This is a genomic window from uncultured Thermosynechococcus sp., from assembly GCF_937958135.1.
In the GTDB taxonomy this organism is placed as follows: Bacteria; Cyanobacteriota; Cyanobacteriia; order Thermosynechococcales; family Thermosynechococcaceae; genus Thermosynechococcus.
Genome location: NZ_CALGOG010000071.1, coordinates 1 through 15,329, shown reverse-complemented (window position 1 = coordinate 15,329; position 15,329 = coordinate 1). Strand labels below are relative to the sequence as shown.

Sequence of the window (15,329 nt, the reverse complement as noted above, 5' to 3'; positions counted from 1 at the left end):
ATTGACCACGTCATACCCCTTTCGCTTGGGGGGAAAGACACCTATGACAACCTACAATTACTCCACAGGCATTGCCACGACGCAAAGACACGAATAGACGAGTCTGCTGGTGCTCATGACAAGAGTCCGTTGATTGAGGAGCCGGATGAGGTGAAAATCTCACGTCCGGTTCTGAAGACGAGCGGTTTTAGTGATAAGATCGCTTAGTTTAACTAACCCTGACATACGAGTACAAGCTAAAACCGACTAAGCAGCAGGCCGAACAGATCGACCATGATCTAGAGGTCTGTCGCCGGGTTTGGAATGACGCGCTGAGGGAGCGCAAAGACTGGATTGCTTCTCGCAAGTGCCCGGTCAATGCCTGCTCTCTGCGTGGCGAGTACATCATCCCGGCTGATGAGCCGTACCCCAGTTTCAAGGTGCAGTGCCAACGACTGACTGGGTGCAGTGCCAACGACTGACTGAGGCGAAGCGGCTAAATGCTGATCTGACCTCGGTTAATGCCCAGGCATTGCAGCAAGTCTTGAGGCGGCTAGACCAAGCGTTTGACCGTCGCAAAAAGTTAGGGGCTGGGAAATCGGGGCAAATGCGGTCATGCAGTTTCCCTCAACTGGGCAAAAAACCACTTGGGGGAGGGTTTGTCAAAATCCCTGGCCTAGGTCAGGTTGCGACCCTACCCTGATGGGTTTGTGGCCAAGCAAGCCAGGGTTGTCAAACGAGCATCAGGTTATTACGTGATGCTCGCGTTTCAGGCTGATATTGCCATCCCAGGTCATGTGATTGGCGTAGATGTTGGCCTAGAATACTTTCTCTGCACCTCGGACGGGCTTCAACTAAAGCGCCCCAAGTTTTTCGTAGATCTGCAACGCAAGCTTAAATCGCTGCAACGCAGACTGAAGCGAAAACAGGTTGGGTCTCACGGCTGTACGAACGTATTGGCAAGGCCGTGGTCAAAGAGAAGGCAGCGGGCACCTCTCAGGAGTGCCCCGGTTGCGGTGAAGCGGTACGCAAAACACTGGCAACCCGTTGGCATGAATCATGCCTAGAGATATTGCCAGTGGTCTGGTGCTGCGAAATAGATTCGAGAAGCGCTGTCGGGCGGACAGTGCTGAAAATGCCCCTGGAGAGGTTCTGGCGGGGGTGTCCTTTGGGGCATCTAGCCAAGACTCTGTGAACGGGGAATCTCCTGCTATACGCGTTGGCGTGAGCCTGCCGTTAGGCATAGCGTTAGCGGGATGAGCGTCAAAGCCTTTACTCAATCCTTGGTCTCGACGTGAAAACGCCACTTTTAACGGCTGCCCAAGCAGCCCTGACATCCACCTTTGCGGAAATTGATGGCCGTGTCAAAGAAAATTTAGATCGGGTGCTTAGCGCCTTCCGTCGGCAGCGGCTGGGGGTGCACCACTTTAGTAGCATGACCGGCTATGGCCACGGGGATCTGGGGCGCGAGGTGCTCGATTGCGTTTTTGCAGAGGTGATGGGGGCAGAGGCTGCCCTAGTGCGGGTGCAATTTGTCTCTGGTACCCACGCGATCGCCACGGCCCTCTTTGGCGTGCTTCGCCCCGGCGATGAACTGGTTTCCCTGGCCGGTCCTCCCTACGACACCCTAGAAGAGGTGATTGGCCTGCGGGGTCACGGCCAAGGCTCCCTCAAGGAGTTTGGCATTCACTATCGCGAGATTCCCCTCCTAAAGAATGGCGAACCCGATTGGGGGGCGATCGCCACCTGTGTCGAGCCGCAGACTCGCATGGTGCTGATTCAACGCTCCTGTGGCTATACTTGGCGCCCCAGCCTTAGCCTTGAGGACATTGGCAAAATGGTCCAACTGATTAAGGGGCAGAACCCCAATGTGGTCTGTTTTGTGGATAACTGCTATGGCGAATTTGTCGAGACCCAAGAACCCCCCCATGTGGGCGCCGATTTAGTTGCAGGCTCCCTGATTAAAAATCCCGGCGGCACCATTGCCACGGCGGGGGGCTATTTAGCGGGACGCGCCGATCTCATTGAGCAAGCCAGTTACCGGCTGACGGCACCGGGAATTGGCCATGCAGGGGGAGCCACGTTTGATCAACACCGTCTGCTCTTTCAAGGACTGTTCTTAGCGCCGCAGATGGTCGGCGAAGCCCTCAAGTGTGCCCATCTTTTAGCCTATGTTTTCGATCAATTGGGCTATCCTGTCAACCCCGCCCCCCTCGCCCGCCGCCGCGATGTCATTCAGGCCATTCAATTGGGCAGTCCAGAGAAGCTCATTGCCTTTTGCCGCACGTTGCAGCGCTACTCGCCGGTAGGCTCTTACTTAGACCCAGTGCCCGCACCAATGCCCGGCTATGCCGATAATCTGGTAATGGCTGGGGGCACATTTATTGATGGCAGTACGTCGGAACTGTCTGCCGATGGCCCCTTGCGTCCGCCCTATATTGTCTTTTGCCAGGGGGGGACTCACTGGACTCACATGGCCTTGATTTTAGAGGCTCTTTTAGAAGATCAGGCGTTTTGAGGCCAGCCATAGGCTTGGGCAACCACTTCCCATTGGCACAAAATGCTCTGCTCAAAGGCTTCCTGCCCCGTGGGGCACGTCGCTTAAGTGGTCTGGGGTGGCTGTGCCCCCATCTGCTGGCGGTAGGGGGCATCTTCTAGAAGCGGGGTAATGGTGGCTGCCCAATCTTGGAGGTCGCGACTGTAAACCACGATCCCATCCTCCCCTGAAGCTTGCACATATTTACGCCCGCCTCAAACCCAGAAATGACGACGGGTAACCCCGCTGCCCGTGTCTCCACCACCACATTGGGCCAGTTTCCAACTCTGAGGGAAAGGCAAACAGATCACTGCTGGCATAAATTGCCGCCAATGGTTCTTGATCCCCCTTCCCTGGGAGAGTGACGCGATCGCCCGAAAGTTTCTTGACAATTGCAGCCTGTTTAGGACATGGAACGCCTTCCCTGGGTTCACTAGCGCTTGAGCTGCCTGCGTCAACAGAAGCACATTTTTACTGGCATCCACCCGACCGACAAAAAGAATGACCGGCACTGCTGGTAGGCAATACTCTTCCCGCAGCCATTGGAGATTGCGAAGGCGAGGATGAAAGCGATCGCGACCAATCCCTCGCTGAAACCACACCACCCGCTCAGGAGGCAAAAACGTGAGGAGCCAATCCGCGATCGCTCGCCCGCATAAGGTCTGCCAATTTGCGTTCGGCGCGGCAACCAAGCCACTGATCCCCTTGTTATTTCTCCAGCTATAGCCAGCGCCAAAAGTCTCGCCCCCAACTGCGGCCACTCATGGGCCAAAGAATTTCCCGTGAATAGGTGCGGGTCAGCAACGGCAAATCAGTGTCAATAGTGCTGCAATGCGCAATGCAAGGGAGCCACGTCGGTCATGCCCGCCCCTTGGCACATCATTTCCAGTGAATGCGTGCTGAACTGCGGTGGTAGCAATTGGTAGCGAACATTGGCCGCCACCTCTAGGGTTTGCCGTTTTTCACCAAGGAAATAAATTGTTAAGTCAACGCGGTCTGGGTAGTGGCTAGCGGCTTCCGCAAAGCGTTCCCACCATTTGACCTCTCGCCCAGCAGTGGGTTGCCGTTCAAGGCAAATAAAGACAGCAACAGATAGCGGCTGGGGCAAACCAAACTCGTAAAGGCTCCGCTGATAAGCGGCTTCCCAATCCTGTTACCAGAGAGGGAGGCGGCATTCTCGCCTACTGCCGGGAACTTTTGCCTTTGCAGCAACCCAGGTCATTTCTGCCTGGGGGTTTTGGGTTGAAGTGGTTCATGCCAACTTCTCGCCTGTTCCCTACGTTTATAAATCGGGTAATGTCAGGACTTACAGGTTCAGTTGTACCTTGCCAAGCAGGCCTTATATCTGCCCGGATCCCCAGAAGTCTTTCCGGCGGGCAATAGTGCCATACTTGGCTAGAAAAACCATATCCTATTCGCCGCTAACTAGGGAATGACGCTTCCCCTTCATTCGTAGGATGCGCGGCGGCATTGCTCAAGCTTGCATTCTGATAAATTTAATAAATAAAGATTACCTAAAAAATATCCCATTGTAGGGTCATTTGCCGCTGTCAATGATGAGCTACCGTCATCGTGCGATCGCTATCCTTTTAGCCTTGGCCGGTATCTTTCTCCCCGGTCTCCATAAGTTTTATTTGCGTCAACCTCTGTGGGGTGGCGTTTATCTCCTGCTGGGGCTACTCTTTTCAACGGTGCCCTATGGTTCTCTGGGTAGTATTGCTCGCATTGCCTGTGTAATTGAGGCAGTATGGTATTTGTTCCAGGGAGCCGATGCCTTTGATGGCACTTTTAACCCTGAGATTAGTGCCGTTGTTCCGAAGCTCTCCGCGTCTCCTTTTGAAGAATCAACCTAATACCGCCAATAGCGACGACCTTGCCAGAAAATCCCCACGGCTGTGCCAATCAAGAACACATCGGTCAAGGGAAAAAAGAGGGGTTGTAGTCCCAAAGTGCCGCCAAAAAAGCTGAAGAATACACTGCCCATTAGGACGCACAGAAATAACGCCCAGAGGGTACCGCTGGAGATAGGCGCTGGGTTAAACCACACCTCCAGACAAATTACTGCCACCATACCCAGGCCAATACTCAGACCAAGGCGGACTAATAAAACCAAGGGAGACCGAAGCAGGAGGATTAGTGCCTCGCGCACTGCCGTAATGGTGGCGGCAATATAGTAAAGACCAGTATCAAATAGCGCTGCAATCAAGGCAATCAACAGACCTGTGGGCACCAGCGATCGCCAAGGCAGTGCCTTAAACTGTTGCCAAGGATTAGACACAAGCAACACTCGCATTAAATTAATTTATCTTGGCAGAACTTAGGGAGTGGGTAGATCGCCAAGGCTCATTTCCAGTTCCATGCGCTGTTCCATCTGGCGCAGGAAATATCCCGTCATCATTGCTGAGGCCAATAACCCCGCAAGATTGTCGCGATCGGTAGCAATTTGCACATTAAACTCCTCCGAGGGAAGGCCCCCCACGAGACCTTGGACATTTTGGCTGATAATTTGGCGAATTTCTGGACTGACGGAACGGGCAATGCGGCTTAAAACTTCTGGCGATTGACTTTGCAGGTACTTTAGGAGCAGATTGGGCTGTCCATCATCTGTAGAAGACTGGTAGAAATTAGCGTTTCCGGGATCAAAAACCATAGGCAGTGCTCGTTAGGTATGTTAACTATATGTTACCAAAACAAAATGCGCTACTAAAACCAAGGCAACTGTGCTGCCTGCTCTAACTGTAGAATAGACCTTAGCACTCGGTGAGACTGAATACCCAAGGATTCCTGCATGACCGCCCTCGATCAGCTTCAGCCTGCCAACCCCCGCGAAGTGAATATCTTTGCCCCCTATATGCGTGCTGAGAAACGTCCTCTGCTGCCCTTGGGCATTGCCCTCTACCGTTTGGGGAAGTTGGAGGGACAACGGGGGATTGAAGGCGGTAACAATGTTGATTTTGTTGCCACATGGACAATTGCCAATTTGCCGGCGGATTTATCCCGCTGTACGGTAACCTTTGATAACTCTCCTGATCTACAGTACGAAATGTCGATCACTACATTTGAACTCGTGGACTATCTCATTGACGTGATCATTAACTACAAAAAGCATCGTATTGCTGATTTTTCTAAACCGTTTTATCGTAAGCTGTTACGGCTGGAGTAACACTCGCGTGTTTAGGGCTGGGGTCATGGGAGGAGTAACTCAACGGTGGCAAAGCATTTATTGATTGGTTCAATGGTGCCCTATAGCGGCAAGTCTGCAACGGTTTTAGGTTTGGCCAAGCTCTGTCGCGATCGCCACCTCCGCATTGCCTACGGCAAGCCCTTAGGTACATACCAGCCCGCCGCCGACAGCGAAGAAACCGAAGCCGACGTCAGTTTTATCCAGGAAACCCTCAATCTCGAGAATGTGCGACCCACATTGCTCACTCTCACTCCAGAAGCCATCAAGGCAAGGCTCACAGGCACAGATCAGCAGGATTATCGCCAAGCCCTAGCAGCCTATCACCATATCAACCGCGAAGACTTGGTGCTCCTCGAAGGGCCAGCCACATTAGCAGAGGGGAGGCTGTTTGATTTGGGGTTAGCCCAGATGGCAGCGGTGTTGGATGCACCGATTTTAATGGTAGTGCGCTATGAGTCCCCCTTGGTGGTGGAATCGCTACTCCTAGCCAAGTCGGAATTGAGCGATCGCCTGCTGGGGGTCATCATCAACGATATTCCCCAACCCGAGACTCAACCTTTATCCGCCGTTCGCCAATATCTGGAGGCACACCAAATTCCAGTTTTTGGCATGTTGCCCCGCAGTCAGTTGCTGCGCAGTGTCAGTGTCAAGGAATTAGTACGCCAGTTAAATGCCGAAGTTCTGTGCCGTCCCGATCGCTTGGATTTGCTGGTGGAAGAACTCACCATTGGAGCCATGAATGTCAGTGCCGCCCTGAAGTATTTCCGTAAAGCAAACAATATGGCGGTGATTACGGGGGGCGATCGCACCGATATTCAGTGGGCGGCTCTGGAGACCTCTACCCATTGCCTGATTCTCACGGGGCATTTGCCCCCTTCCCCGGCTATTCTTGCCCGCGCCGAGGAGTTAGAAATTCCGGTCCTCTCGGTGGACTTAGACACCCTGACCGCTGTGGAAATTGTGGATCGGGCTTTCGGGCAGGTGCGGCTCCATGAAGTCGCCAAGGTCAAATGTGTCGAGCAACTGATGCAGGAGCACGTGGATGGCGATCGCTTGCTGGCTCAGTTGGGACTCTTGACCGTTGAAGCCTAGCGTTTAGTACTCAAGGCAAAAATCAGTACTTGGGTCGGCGTTTTGCCATCAAAGTTGTTATCGCCGATGAGATAGAGCGATCGCGCCCCATCGGCCAAAGGAGGACCAAAACTCATCCCCTCCAAGTTAGTGAGGGGAATCCCCAGGGTGTTCAAATCTAGGACTAAGCGTTTTTGCACAGGGCGGATGGCGCGTAAATCAACTGGTAAGGTGGCCATGCCCAAGGTATCCGTTGCCCCGCCAAGGGAAACCTCAAAGAGCTTAATGCCATACCCCTCCCTTGGGCTATAGCTGCGCTCTAGGCTCAGAAAATGGCCGCCGTTATCGAGGGCGAGCAGCTCCACAAGGCCATTAAACATGGCTCCTGCGTTCTCTAGGGGATAGAGATGCTCCGCCAACAACACAGGGGCAACCTCCCCCCGCAGGTAGTGGAGCAGGCGACAGTAAAGGGGGATATTGGGGCGGACATCCTGGGCAAGGGCAGATTCTACGCCCACAAATAGGCGATCGCCCGCCGGGGAAAGCGTCAGAGCCTCAAAACCAAGATTATTGCGAATGCCCTGCTGCCCCTCAGGGAGATAGTACTGGGGAAGGGGTAGAGCTTCAATGGTTCGCCCATTCTCGCGCTCAAAGGTCTTAATCCAAGGGGGACTAGCTGTGGCTGTTACCCCTTCACTGCTAATTACAAGGTGTCCCTCCGGCGTTAGGGCAATCCCCTCAGGGTCAGCAGTGTTGGCGGGATACCCCTCCCCATTGGGCTGCCGAAGAAAAGTCACGCCCTTGGGGACAATGGTTTCGGGCGTGATTTCGAGGGTGTAAAACCGAGGCTGCTGGCGATCGTCACTAATGGCATAGAAGTGCCGTTGGCGCGGATCGTACGTCAAACCCGACAGCCCCCCCACCTCCGTACCCTGCCACTGACTGCCAACGGGCAGTTGGACTTCGCCGCGAAATTCCACCCCCACATTCAGAAATAGGCGCTCCTCAGCTCGCACTTCGGGCAGGGTACATCCCCACAGTAAACCAAGGAGAAGTATTCCCGTCAGGAAGCGTGGCCAGTGCATGGGGGTATCTTAGCGCTTGCGATTGGTGCCTTGATTGCTCCCTGTACCCCCCCCTTGTTGATTTGGGCGTTGGGGAGCAGCGGGTTGATTGGCCGGACTAGGTCGCTGGGCATTGTTGCCACCGCTTTGTTGCAGCGCGAACTGAATGGCCTCAGGGGTTTGGACTAGTTGAATTTGACCCGCCACAGGATCGTTGGTGCTCAACATGGTTGTCACCAGATTATCCAGCATAACAACGCGAATACCGGTGTCTTTAGCGAGTTCAGGACGCTGTTGGCGGGCTTGATCCACCTCCCGTTGAAGTTGCGCCTTGTCAAAGTAAAAAGGAATAAACCGCTGGGTTCGAGTTTGGCCGTTTTCGCGCATTTGTGCTTCTATGGCGATGGGGTTGCCTGTTTTGCTATCCGCCAGGAAGAACAGGGGGGTGCCGCCCATGAAAGGTTGACCATCTTTGGTTAGAATTTTGCCATCCCGTTCTACGAGATCGCCACTTTGCTTGAGTAGGTTCACGGCTGCTTCCAGCTGCGGTTTTGAGGGGACAATGTCCACACCGATGGCAGGATTTTTCTGACTTTCGAGGGCAATTTTCACGGCACCACTGAGGGCGGCGGCGGAGACCCGAGCGACGCGACCCACCTCCGGCTGCTGCGTTTTAATCCCGTTCAGTGCAGTTTGAGCATCCTGCTGATTGACAAAGAAGGTAAAGACCTGAATTTTCTTGTTGCGATCTTTAGGGTTGGGTATCTCAACGGTCAGCGGTTCCCCTTTATCATTGGTGATCATAAAAATGGGTACATTGCTGAGAATCCGCAGCACTTGTTCTTCGGGCAAGGCGGTGGCAATATCATGGCGACTGAGGGCGGGTGCTAGCCACAGGCTACTCACTAACCCTGCCAAAACACCCAAGTGTGCCAATCGTTTCATATAGTCTCCTAAATGAATGCTCTATTGCAGTAGGTGAACTCTCCAAAGTTAGTCCCTTGATTGTGGAGAGGGGTGGCGATCGCAATTTATTACCTAACTCACACCAAAACTTATGCACCACGTGCAGCCCTTTTCTTAAGTATGGAATGCATAAGGGAGATGGGATCTTTTTCCATACTGGCTTTCACGGTTTTAAGTGTGTGCCATTCTTGGGAAAAAGGCTGCAAATGAGTATTCTACACATAAAGTACTTCCTTTGCTTTCCCAGCCTAAGCCAATTTGACGCAATGTACGAGGGGCAAGTTTCCATACCCTTCCAGGAACTAGTGTTGAGTGTCCAGAGATTCCAAGCGGGTGGTGCTCTTGAACCAACCTTTGCACCAGAAAAAGAAAAACAAACTGACCGCGACGGCGAGCATGATTGCCCAGTAGGCCGAATAGCCCCAATACCGGTTCAGTTCTGGCATGTCCCAAGGGGAGGCCTCAGGATCAAAGTTCATACCATAGATACCCACAATAAACGTTAGTGGAATGAAAATCGTCCAGATAATTGTTAGAGGCTTCGCAATCTCGTTCATTTTGTTGCCGATAGCAGAAAGATAGTGCTGAGGTAGGAGCCACATTCTTCAGGAGTTTCTAAGATGCGACGGCTGGCCTGATCTGGCTGATAGTTAATGAGAATGAGTGTTGATGGCGGAGCATTAGCCTTGATGCTGAGGAATAGACAGAGTACAGACCAGCGACCGGAGGCGTAGGCCAACATGAGCCGCCCTGCTCCAAACCCCTCTGAAAAGTTAAGATTGTCAAGTGTAGTGGCATTCGCGGTGGGATCGTGCGGTGAATCCTCAAGTCTCAACAACCTCAGTGCCCACTTGGGTCGCGATCGCCCAACTCCTGCGCTGGCACAAACCGGCGGGGCGTTTGATTCTCCTGATTCCGGCGCTGTGGTCATTGACATTGGCTAGCGGGGGCTTTCCCTCGTTGAAGCTGCTCCTGATTATCACCGTGGGGGCGATCGCCACCAGTGCAGCGGGCTGCATTGTGAATGACTGTTGGGATCGGAACATTGACCCTTATGTGCAGCGGACGCAAAACCGCCCCCTTGCCAGCCGGCGACTCTCCTTGGGTGTGGCCTTGGGTCTAATGATAATTGCTCTGCTCTGTGCTTGGGGATTGACCTTTTACCTCACTCCCTTGGGATATTGGCTAGCGGTGGCTGCTGTGCCGGTGATTCTCCTCTATCCTTTGGCGAAGCGGGTCTTTCCCGTTCCGCAGCTTGTGTTGGCAATAGCTTGGGGGTTTGCTGTGCTGATTCCTTGGGCAGCGGTACAGGGGCGCTTAACCTTGACTACCGCGTGGTTGTGGGCGGCAGTGGTGGTGTGGACACTGGCCTTTGATACGGTCTATGCCATGCCCGATCGCCCCGATGATCGCCGACTGGGGGTCAATTCTAGTGCCTTATTTTTTGGTGCCTATGCGCCCTTGGCGATCGCCCTATTTTATGGGCTGACGGTGGTGTTTCTAATCATTGTTGGTTTCAGGGCGGGACTCACTTGGCGATTTTGGCTGGCTTTGACAGTCACCACCTACTTTTGGCTGCGCCAATCCCTGCAAATCTATACCCACGAACGCCGTGCGCCGCAAACCACAACGCTTTCCCTTCAGACCTATGCGCGTTACTTCAATGAAAATGTCTGGTTGGGCTTTTTGCTCTGGGTGGGGATGTGGTCTCCTACGCCTTAGTCAAGAGCTTGGGGGAAACCTGCCACGGCACAATTGCCAGAATATCCACTTGGGCACAGTATTTGAGATCGGCTTCATTGCCGAGGTGGAGGAGGCGCTGCCCGTGGCTGGAATGGTGAAAGAGGGTCAATAGATCATCTTGATAGTAGCGGTACAGCGCGGTGGCGGCGATGGTTTCATCATTGCCGGCAAGGGTTTCCAAGGGAGCCTCCTGCCGACCCCACAGGTAGTGAATCAGTGCTCCAGCACAAACGGTATCTTCGAGGGAATAACTCCCTTCCCAACCAGAACCCACAATCCAAACAGTTTCTGGTTGATGTTTTTGCACAAACTCGGCAACCGCCGCACGATTCACCAAGGCGGCGGCCAGAACGAGGGGACTGGCCTGAATGCGCTCCAAAGAACGGGTGCCATTCGTCGTACTCATAAAGAGACGACACCCTTTAACGCGCTCGGGAACACACTCCGCGGGGGAGTTGCCCATGTCAAAACCAGCAACTTTTTTCCCTCCCCGCTCACCAACGCGAATTCGTTTGGCTGCCGGCCACTGCTGACTGACTTGCTCTAATTCTGCCAGATCACTAAAGACTTGAACTGCCTCCGCACCCGCAGCAAGAGCCGTGGCGATCGTCGTGGTTGCTCGCAGAACATCAACAGCAATAGCACAGTCAGGCTGCCAGTCGGCTGGTACACGCTCTGGTGTGTGGTAAGTATAGATTTTCATAAATAGAAGAAGGGTTTGGCTACGATGATCCTTGATACATAAAGTATGTCACCATTGGGATCACCGTAGCGGCGATTAACAGGGCAACGACAATAATTGTGGCGGAGCGATCGTCGGTTTCCTCTTTGCTCTTGTAGGTTTTCTCGACAACAGCTTCTCGCACCAGCGGTGGCCCCGGATCGGGTTCACCTTTGAGGACTTTGGCAAGGCGATCGACGGTGTCAAGCACCGATTGATTGTAGTTGCCGTCCCGCAGGGGCACCCGCATCGTTTCTTGGACAATACTTTCAGCCGTCTCAGGATTCAAGCGTTCAGCCACAGCCTCACCATAATGAATTGCTGTGCCATTGGTAACAGTATCGAGGGCAATGATCACCTGATTGGCTTGGGACTCCGCATCGGGAAACCACTGCCTAAAGAGGTTGTCCACAAAGCTCTGGGGGGTTTCACCATAGTCAAGGCGGTGCAGTGTAACAATATGAACATTGATGCCCGTTGCCTCGGCGAGATCTTGGAGCGATCGCCCGACACTGCCTTCGGTGACTGCACTGAGAACATTCCCTTCATCAATGACACCAGTTGCTGTTCCCGGAAAGGGAATATCGATCGCGCTGGTTGCCCAGCCGGGGGTGACCCACAACGTACTAGCGAGTAGTGCCAGCAAAAGAGAGCGAATGGTGTTCTTCCAAGCCACTTGCCAATGCATCTGTGCTTAACCCTGTGTGTTTCTCTGCAATTTTCTCAGATGTTGATCGCAAAAATAAATTTTCTTTTCATAAATCTTAATTTTCCACTGCTGACCATGAATAAATGAGATGAGGCTGCCACTCCCTAGGCGGCTGTTGCGTATAGGCTTGGCGATCCAGATGCATAGGTAGGTTAAGCATCGGATCACCGCCTGTAGCCACAAGAAATTCAAACCCCTTCAGCCTTGGCCATTGACAAAATTGCCGCAGCAGGGTTTGCACCGCAAGCACATAGGGATGTTCTGGCTGCTGGTACCAGTGGCGGTCAGCTAAATGGGGTTGATCAAAGCCAAAGTGAACAATCAGGTTAGGATGCCCAAAGATGGCCTGAGCCACAGGTCGAGCTTCTTCCCGCACTAGCAAATGGACGCCTGCAGCCAAATGACGCAGTTTTTCCAGCCGCTCATAGCGATCGCCCGGATTGAGTTGCGACTCTTGCCAGCGAAAGGCCACGGTAATTAGGTAAGTTTGTAGCAGCAGATGCCCCAGTTTCTGGGCCTTGGTGGTTAAGTAGGGGGTGTTGTAGGGGGTCGCTTCAATCAACAACGGCACCCGATCCACCACTTCAAGGCCATAGCCCTTAAGGCCAGCAATTTTGCGGGGGTTATTGGTAATCAGGCGAATTTGCTTCACCCCTAGGTCATTTAGGATTTGTGCCCCAACCCCATAGTCACGTAAATCTGCTGGAAATCCGAGTTTTTCATTTGCTTCCACCGTGTCAAAGCCCAAGTCTTGGAGGGAATAGGCGCGCAGTTTATTCACTAGGCCAATCCCCCGTCCCTCCTGACGTAGATAAACCACCACGCCGCGACCGGCAGTGTTAATCATCTTCAGTGCCGCTTGCAGTTGCATCCGACAATCGCAGCGCAGGGAACCAAGGGCATCGCCGGTCAGGCACTCGGAATGAACCCGCACCAGCACGGGTTGTTCGCTAAACGTGGCGGGATCCCCTTTGACAATGGCGACATGCTCCGATTGATCGAGGGAGTTGCGATAGCCATAGATTTGGAATTCACCGAACTCCGTCGGTAGCTTGGCCACAGCCTCGCGACGGACAAAACGCTCATGCTGGAGACGATAGCTAATCAAATCAGCAATGCTTATGATTTTGAGCTGGTGGGTACGGGCATATTCCAAGAGTTGGGGCAGCCGTGACATGGTGCCGTCGGGATTTTGAATTTCGCAAATGACACCCGCCGGGTAGAGTCCCGCCAAGCGGGTTAGATCGACGGCTGCCTCTGTGTGGCCAGCACGCTTGAGAACGCCGCCAGGACGCGATCGCAGGGGAAAGACATGGCCGGGGCGACGCAAATCTTGAGGCTGGGTAGTGGGGTCAATGAGCGCTTGAATGGTGCGGGCACGGTCTTCGGCGGAAATGCCGGTGGTGACCCCCCACCGCGGACCGGCATCCACACTCACCGTAAAGGCCGTTTGATTGCTGTCGGTATTCGTTGTCACCATTAAGGGCAGATCTAATTCATCGAGGCGATCGCCCTCCATGGCAAGGCAAATTAGTCCCCGTGCATGAACCGCCATAAAGTTAATCATCGCGGGGGTTACCCGCTCGGCGGCACCAATGAGATCCCCTTCATTTTCGCGATTCTCATCATCCACCACCACAATGACTTCGCCCCGCCGCAGGGCATCCAACGCAGATTCAATCGAGTCAAACACAGGCACGTCCGCCAAGGCAGTTACTTCCAAAACTCTTAAGGGTTCTTAATTACTAAGTTACAGCGTTTTTCACGGGGATTGGGTGCCTGCAACACTGGTAAGCAGGATTGTACCAATTTTTTAGGATAAATCGTGTTCATGGTGTTCCTGCAGGAAACCCCATCTACGGCTCTGTGCCTTGTGAAAATGCTGAAAATCTCGTCATCATAGTGAAAGGTTTAGCCAACCAATCCGCTGCATGTCTCATCTATTACTCATACTCGTTATCGCTGTTAGCGCCTTAGTCGTCGTGGGGTTAGCGCTTTACCTATTGTTTCCCCGCAAGTACGAGTCTGCCCGCTCTGTTGCCAAGTCCTATGACGACTGGACTAATGATGGCATTCTTGAGTTTTACTGGGGTGAGCATATTCACCTTGGCCACTATGGTTCGCCCCCCCGTCCCAAAGACTTTCGCCAAGCGAAGGTAGATTTTGTCCATGAAATGGTGCGCTGGGCCGGTCTTGATCGCCTGCCGGCCGGCACCACTGTTTTGGATGTGGGCTGTGGCATTGGCGGCAGCAGCCGCATCTTGGCGCGCGATTACGGTTTCCATGTAACAGGGATTACAATTAGCCCCGAACAGGTGCGGCGGGCGCGGGAACTGACGCCTCCTGATCTGAATGTGCAGTTTCAAGTGGATGACGCCTTAGCCCTGTCATTTCCAGACGCAAGTTTTGACGTGGTTTGGTCAATTGAAGCAGGCCCCCACATGCCTGATAAGCAGCAATTTGCCAAAGAGTTACTCCGTGTCCTGAAGCCGGGGGGGATTCTTGTGGTTGCTGATTGGAACCAGCGAGACGATCGCCGGCGCCCCTTAAGCTTCTGGGAGCGGCTAATTATGCGCCAACTCCTAGATCAATGGGCACACCCTGCCTTTGCCAGTATTGAAGGCTTTACCGAAGCCCTGAAAGCAACCGGTTTAGTGGCAGGAGAGGTAATCACCGCCGACTGGACCCAAGAAACGCTCCCCTCGTGGTTAGATTCAATTTGGCAGGGCATTGTGCGACCCGAAGGGCTGATTCGCTTTGGCCTACCGGGACTGGTAAAATCCTTGCGGGAAGTGCCCACTTTCCTGCTGATGCGGATTGCCTTTGGCATGGGACTGTGCCGCTTTGGCATGTTTCGCGCCGTGCGTGCAGAAGTTCCTGCCCTCTCCCTGAGCCAAACAACTTAGGCCAGTTGCTCGCGAATAAGGGGCAACATCATGCCCCAGATGGCCGGCTGTACCTCCTTGAGGGCGTGATCGCTGTCCAATTCCACCCGACTCACCCAAGGGCGGCCTTCACAGTAGCGACGACTGGCTTCGATGGGAATCACCTCATCCTGAAGGCCATGGAAAATGAGGGTCGGCACAGGCCGCTGTAGCTGGCGATCGTCATAGGCCAGTAAATCCTTAGCAAAGTCGTAGCTCAAGGGCAGCAGGCGTTCTGCGGTGTGGTGATAGACTTCCAAAACCCCTGTTTCTTGCCAGCGATGGTATTGATTGCCTAAACGGGGCAGCCAATGGCTGGCGAACTCAAAAGCAGGGGCAAGGAGAAAGAGTTGCACCACTTGGGGATGTTTTTCTGCTAGCCAGGCGGCAGTTAATCCGCCAAAACTTGAGCCAATTATCGTCACGGGTTCC

The 15,329-nt window shown here is 53.5% G+C and carries 19 protein-coding genes and 1 pseudogene; 8 read left to right on the top strand and 12 right to left on the bottom strand.

Going from position 1 to position 15,329, the window contains the following annotated elements; genetic code table 11:
- The 3 genes from Q0711_RS08845 (at position 1) to Q0711_RS08840 (ending at position 2,497) form a co-directional block, all read left to right on the top strand.
- The gene (locus tag Q0711_RS08845; protein ID WP_366519108.1) at positions 1-207 is read left to right on the top strand and encodes an HNH endonuclease signature motif containing protein; all 207 of its coding nucleotides are present in this window, start codon (positions 1-3) and stop codon (positions 205-207) included.
- A gap of 11 nt (positions 208-218) precedes the next feature.
- Positions 219-461: a helix-turn-helix domain-containing protein gene (locus Q0711_RS11715; protein ID WP_366519109.1), complete on the top strand. Its 243-nt coding sequence runs from the start codon at positions 219-221 to the stop codon at positions 459-461.
- 812 nt (positions 462-1,273) lie between these two features.
- A complete protein-coding gene (locus Q0711_RS08840) occupies positions 1,274-2,497 on the top strand; it encodes a methionine gamma-lyase family protein (protein ID WP_298614616.1) in 1,224 nt (407 codons plus the stop codon).
- Between the two features lie 233 nt (positions 2,498-2,730).
- Here the strand turns inward: Q0711_RS08840 and Q0711_RS08835 are convergent, their stop codons facing one another.
- Both Q0711_RS08835 and Q0711_RS08830 read right to left on the bottom strand, forming a co-directional pair.
- Positions 2,731-3,207, bottom strand: coding sequence for a hypothetical protein (locus Q0711_RS08835; RefSeq protein WP_299042312.1), 477 nt, complete (start codon positions 3,205-3,207; stop codon positions 2,731-2,733).
- A 125-nt stretch (positions 3,208-3,332) separates the two neighbouring features.
- Positions 3,333-3,623, bottom strand: coding sequence for a hypothetical protein (locus tag Q0711_RS08830; RefSeq protein ID WP_298614611.1), 291 nt, complete (start codon positions 3,621-3,623; stop codon positions 3,333-3,335).
- Positions 3,624-4,068: 445 nt separating this feature from the next.
- Between Q0711_RS08830 and Q0711_RS08825 the strand changes: the two genes are divergently transcribed.
- Positions 4,069-4,368, top strand: a complete 300-nt coding sequence (locus Q0711_RS08825; RefSeq protein WP_298614699.1) for a hypothetical protein — start codon at positions 4,069-4,071, stop codon at positions 4,366-4,368.
- On the opposite strand, the gene Q0711_RS08820 is transcribed toward Q0711_RS08825, so the two are convergent.
- Both Q0711_RS08820 and Q0711_RS08815 read right to left on the bottom strand, forming a co-directional pair.
- Positions 4,365-4,793, bottom strand: a complete 429-nt coding sequence (locus Q0711_RS08820) for a hypothetical protein (protein ID WP_298614697.1) — start codon at positions 4,791-4,793, stop codon at positions 4,365-4,367. The two genes, Q0711_RS08825 and Q0711_RS08820, sit on opposite strands and share 4 nt — an antisense overlap.
- A gap of 39 nt (positions 4,794-4,832) precedes the next feature.
- Complete coding sequence (locus tag Q0711_RS08815) at positions 4,833-5,165, bottom strand: DUF760 domain-containing protein (protein ID WP_298614695.1); 333 nt, start codon at positions 5,163-5,165, stop codon at positions 4,833-4,835.
- 138 nt (positions 5,166-5,303) lie between these two features.
- Here Q0711_RS08815 and ebsA point away from each other — a divergent pair, with 138 nt between their 5' ends.
- On the top strand, positions 5,304-5,678 hold the full coding sequence (gene ebsA, locus Q0711_RS08810; RefSeq protein WP_298614693.1) for a type IV pilus biogenesis protein EbsA: 375 nt from the start codon (positions 5,304-5,306) through the stop codon (positions 5,676-5,678).
- A 45-nt stretch (positions 5,679-5,723) separates the two neighbouring features.
- Positions 5,724-6,791 carry a phosphotransacetylase family protein gene (locus Q0711_RS08805; protein ID WP_298614691.1) on the top strand — a complete coding sequence of 356 codons (1,068 nt, stop codon included), beginning with the start codon at positions 5,724-5,726 and terminating at the stop codon, positions 6,789-6,791.
- Here Q0711_RS08805 and Q0711_RS08800 read toward each other — a convergent pair.
- The 4 genes and pseudogenes from Q0711_RS08800 to Q0711_RS08785 all read right to left on the bottom strand — a co-directional run bounded on the left by Q0711_RS08800 (position 6,788) and on the right by Q0711_RS08785 (position 9,542).
- The gene (locus Q0711_RS08800; protein ID WP_298614689.1) at positions 6,788-7,855 is read right to left on the bottom strand and encodes an esterase-like activity of phytase family protein; all 1,068 of its coding nucleotides are present in this window, start codon (positions 7,853-7,855) and stop codon (positions 6,788-6,790) included. The genes Q0711_RS08805 and Q0711_RS08800 overlap by 4 nt on opposite strands.
- Before the next feature lie 9 nt (positions 7,856-7,864).
- Complete coding sequence (locus Q0711_RS08795) at positions 7,865-8,779, bottom strand: Tic22 family protein (protein WP_298614687.1); 915 nt, start codon at positions 8,777-8,779, stop codon at positions 7,865-7,867.
- Between the two features lie 323 nt (positions 8,780-9,102).
- Positions 9,103-9,381 (bottom strand): annotated as a pseudogene (locus Q0711_RS08790) (CorA family divalent cation transporter); the annotation flags it as partial.
- Positions 9,354-9,542, bottom strand: a complete 189-nt coding sequence (locus Q0711_RS08785; protein WP_298614683.1) for a hypothetical protein — start codon at positions 9,540-9,542, stop codon at positions 9,354-9,356. The pseudogene Q0711_RS08790 and the gene Q0711_RS08785, both read right to left, overlap by 28 nt.
- A gap of 74 nt (positions 9,543-9,616) precedes the next feature.
- On the opposite strand from Q0711_RS08785, the gene Q0711_RS08780 reads away from it, so the two are divergent.
- The gene (locus tag Q0711_RS08780) at positions 9,617-10,522 is read left to right on the top strand and encodes a 4-hydroxybenzoate solanesyltransferase (protein WP_298614681.1); all 906 of its coding nucleotides are present in this window, start codon (positions 9,617-9,619) and stop codon (positions 10,520-10,522) included.
- On the opposite strand, the gene Q0711_RS08775 is transcribed toward Q0711_RS08780, so the two are convergent.
- The 3 genes from Q0711_RS08775 to ribBA all read right to left on the bottom strand — a co-directional run bounded on the left by Q0711_RS08775 (position 10,512) and on the right by ribBA (position 13,672).
- Positions 10,512-11,246, bottom strand: a complete 735-nt coding sequence (locus tag Q0711_RS08775; RefSeq protein ID WP_298614679.1) for a 2-phosphosulfolactate phosphatase family protein — start codon at positions 11,244-11,246, stop codon at positions 10,512-10,514. The two genes, Q0711_RS08780 and Q0711_RS08775, sit on opposite strands and share 11 nt — an antisense overlap.
- A 19-nt stretch (positions 11,247-11,265) precedes the next feature.
- The gene (locus tag Q0711_RS08770) at positions 11,266-11,952 is read right to left on the bottom strand and encodes a TPM domain-containing protein (RefSeq protein WP_298614677.1); all 687 of its coding nucleotides are present in this window, start codon (positions 11,950-11,952) and stop codon (positions 11,266-11,268) included.
- Between the two features lie 76 nt (positions 11,953-12,028).
- Complete coding sequence (gene ribBA / locus Q0711_RS08765; RefSeq protein WP_298617559.1) at positions 12,029-13,672, bottom strand: bifunctional 3,4-dihydroxy-2-butanone-4-phosphate synthase/GTP cyclohydrolase II; 1,644 nt, start codon at positions 13,670-13,672, stop codon at positions 12,029-12,031.
- Between the two features lie 232 nt (positions 13,673-13,904).
- Between ribBA and Q0711_RS08760 the strand changes: the two genes are divergently transcribed.
- Complete coding sequence (locus Q0711_RS08760; protein ID WP_298614673.1) at positions 13,905-14,879, top strand: methyltransferase domain-containing protein; 975 nt, start codon at positions 13,905-13,907, stop codon at positions 14,877-14,879.
- Here the strand turns inward: Q0711_RS08760 and Q0711_RS08755 are convergent.
- Positions 14,876-15,329, bottom strand: a 454-nt coding sequence (locus tag Q0711_RS08755; RefSeq protein WP_299042309.1) for a YqiA/YcfP family alpha/beta fold hydrolase, incomplete at its 5' end; no start/stop codon positions are given. The two genes, Q0711_RS08760 and Q0711_RS08755, sit on opposite strands and share 4 nt — an antisense overlap.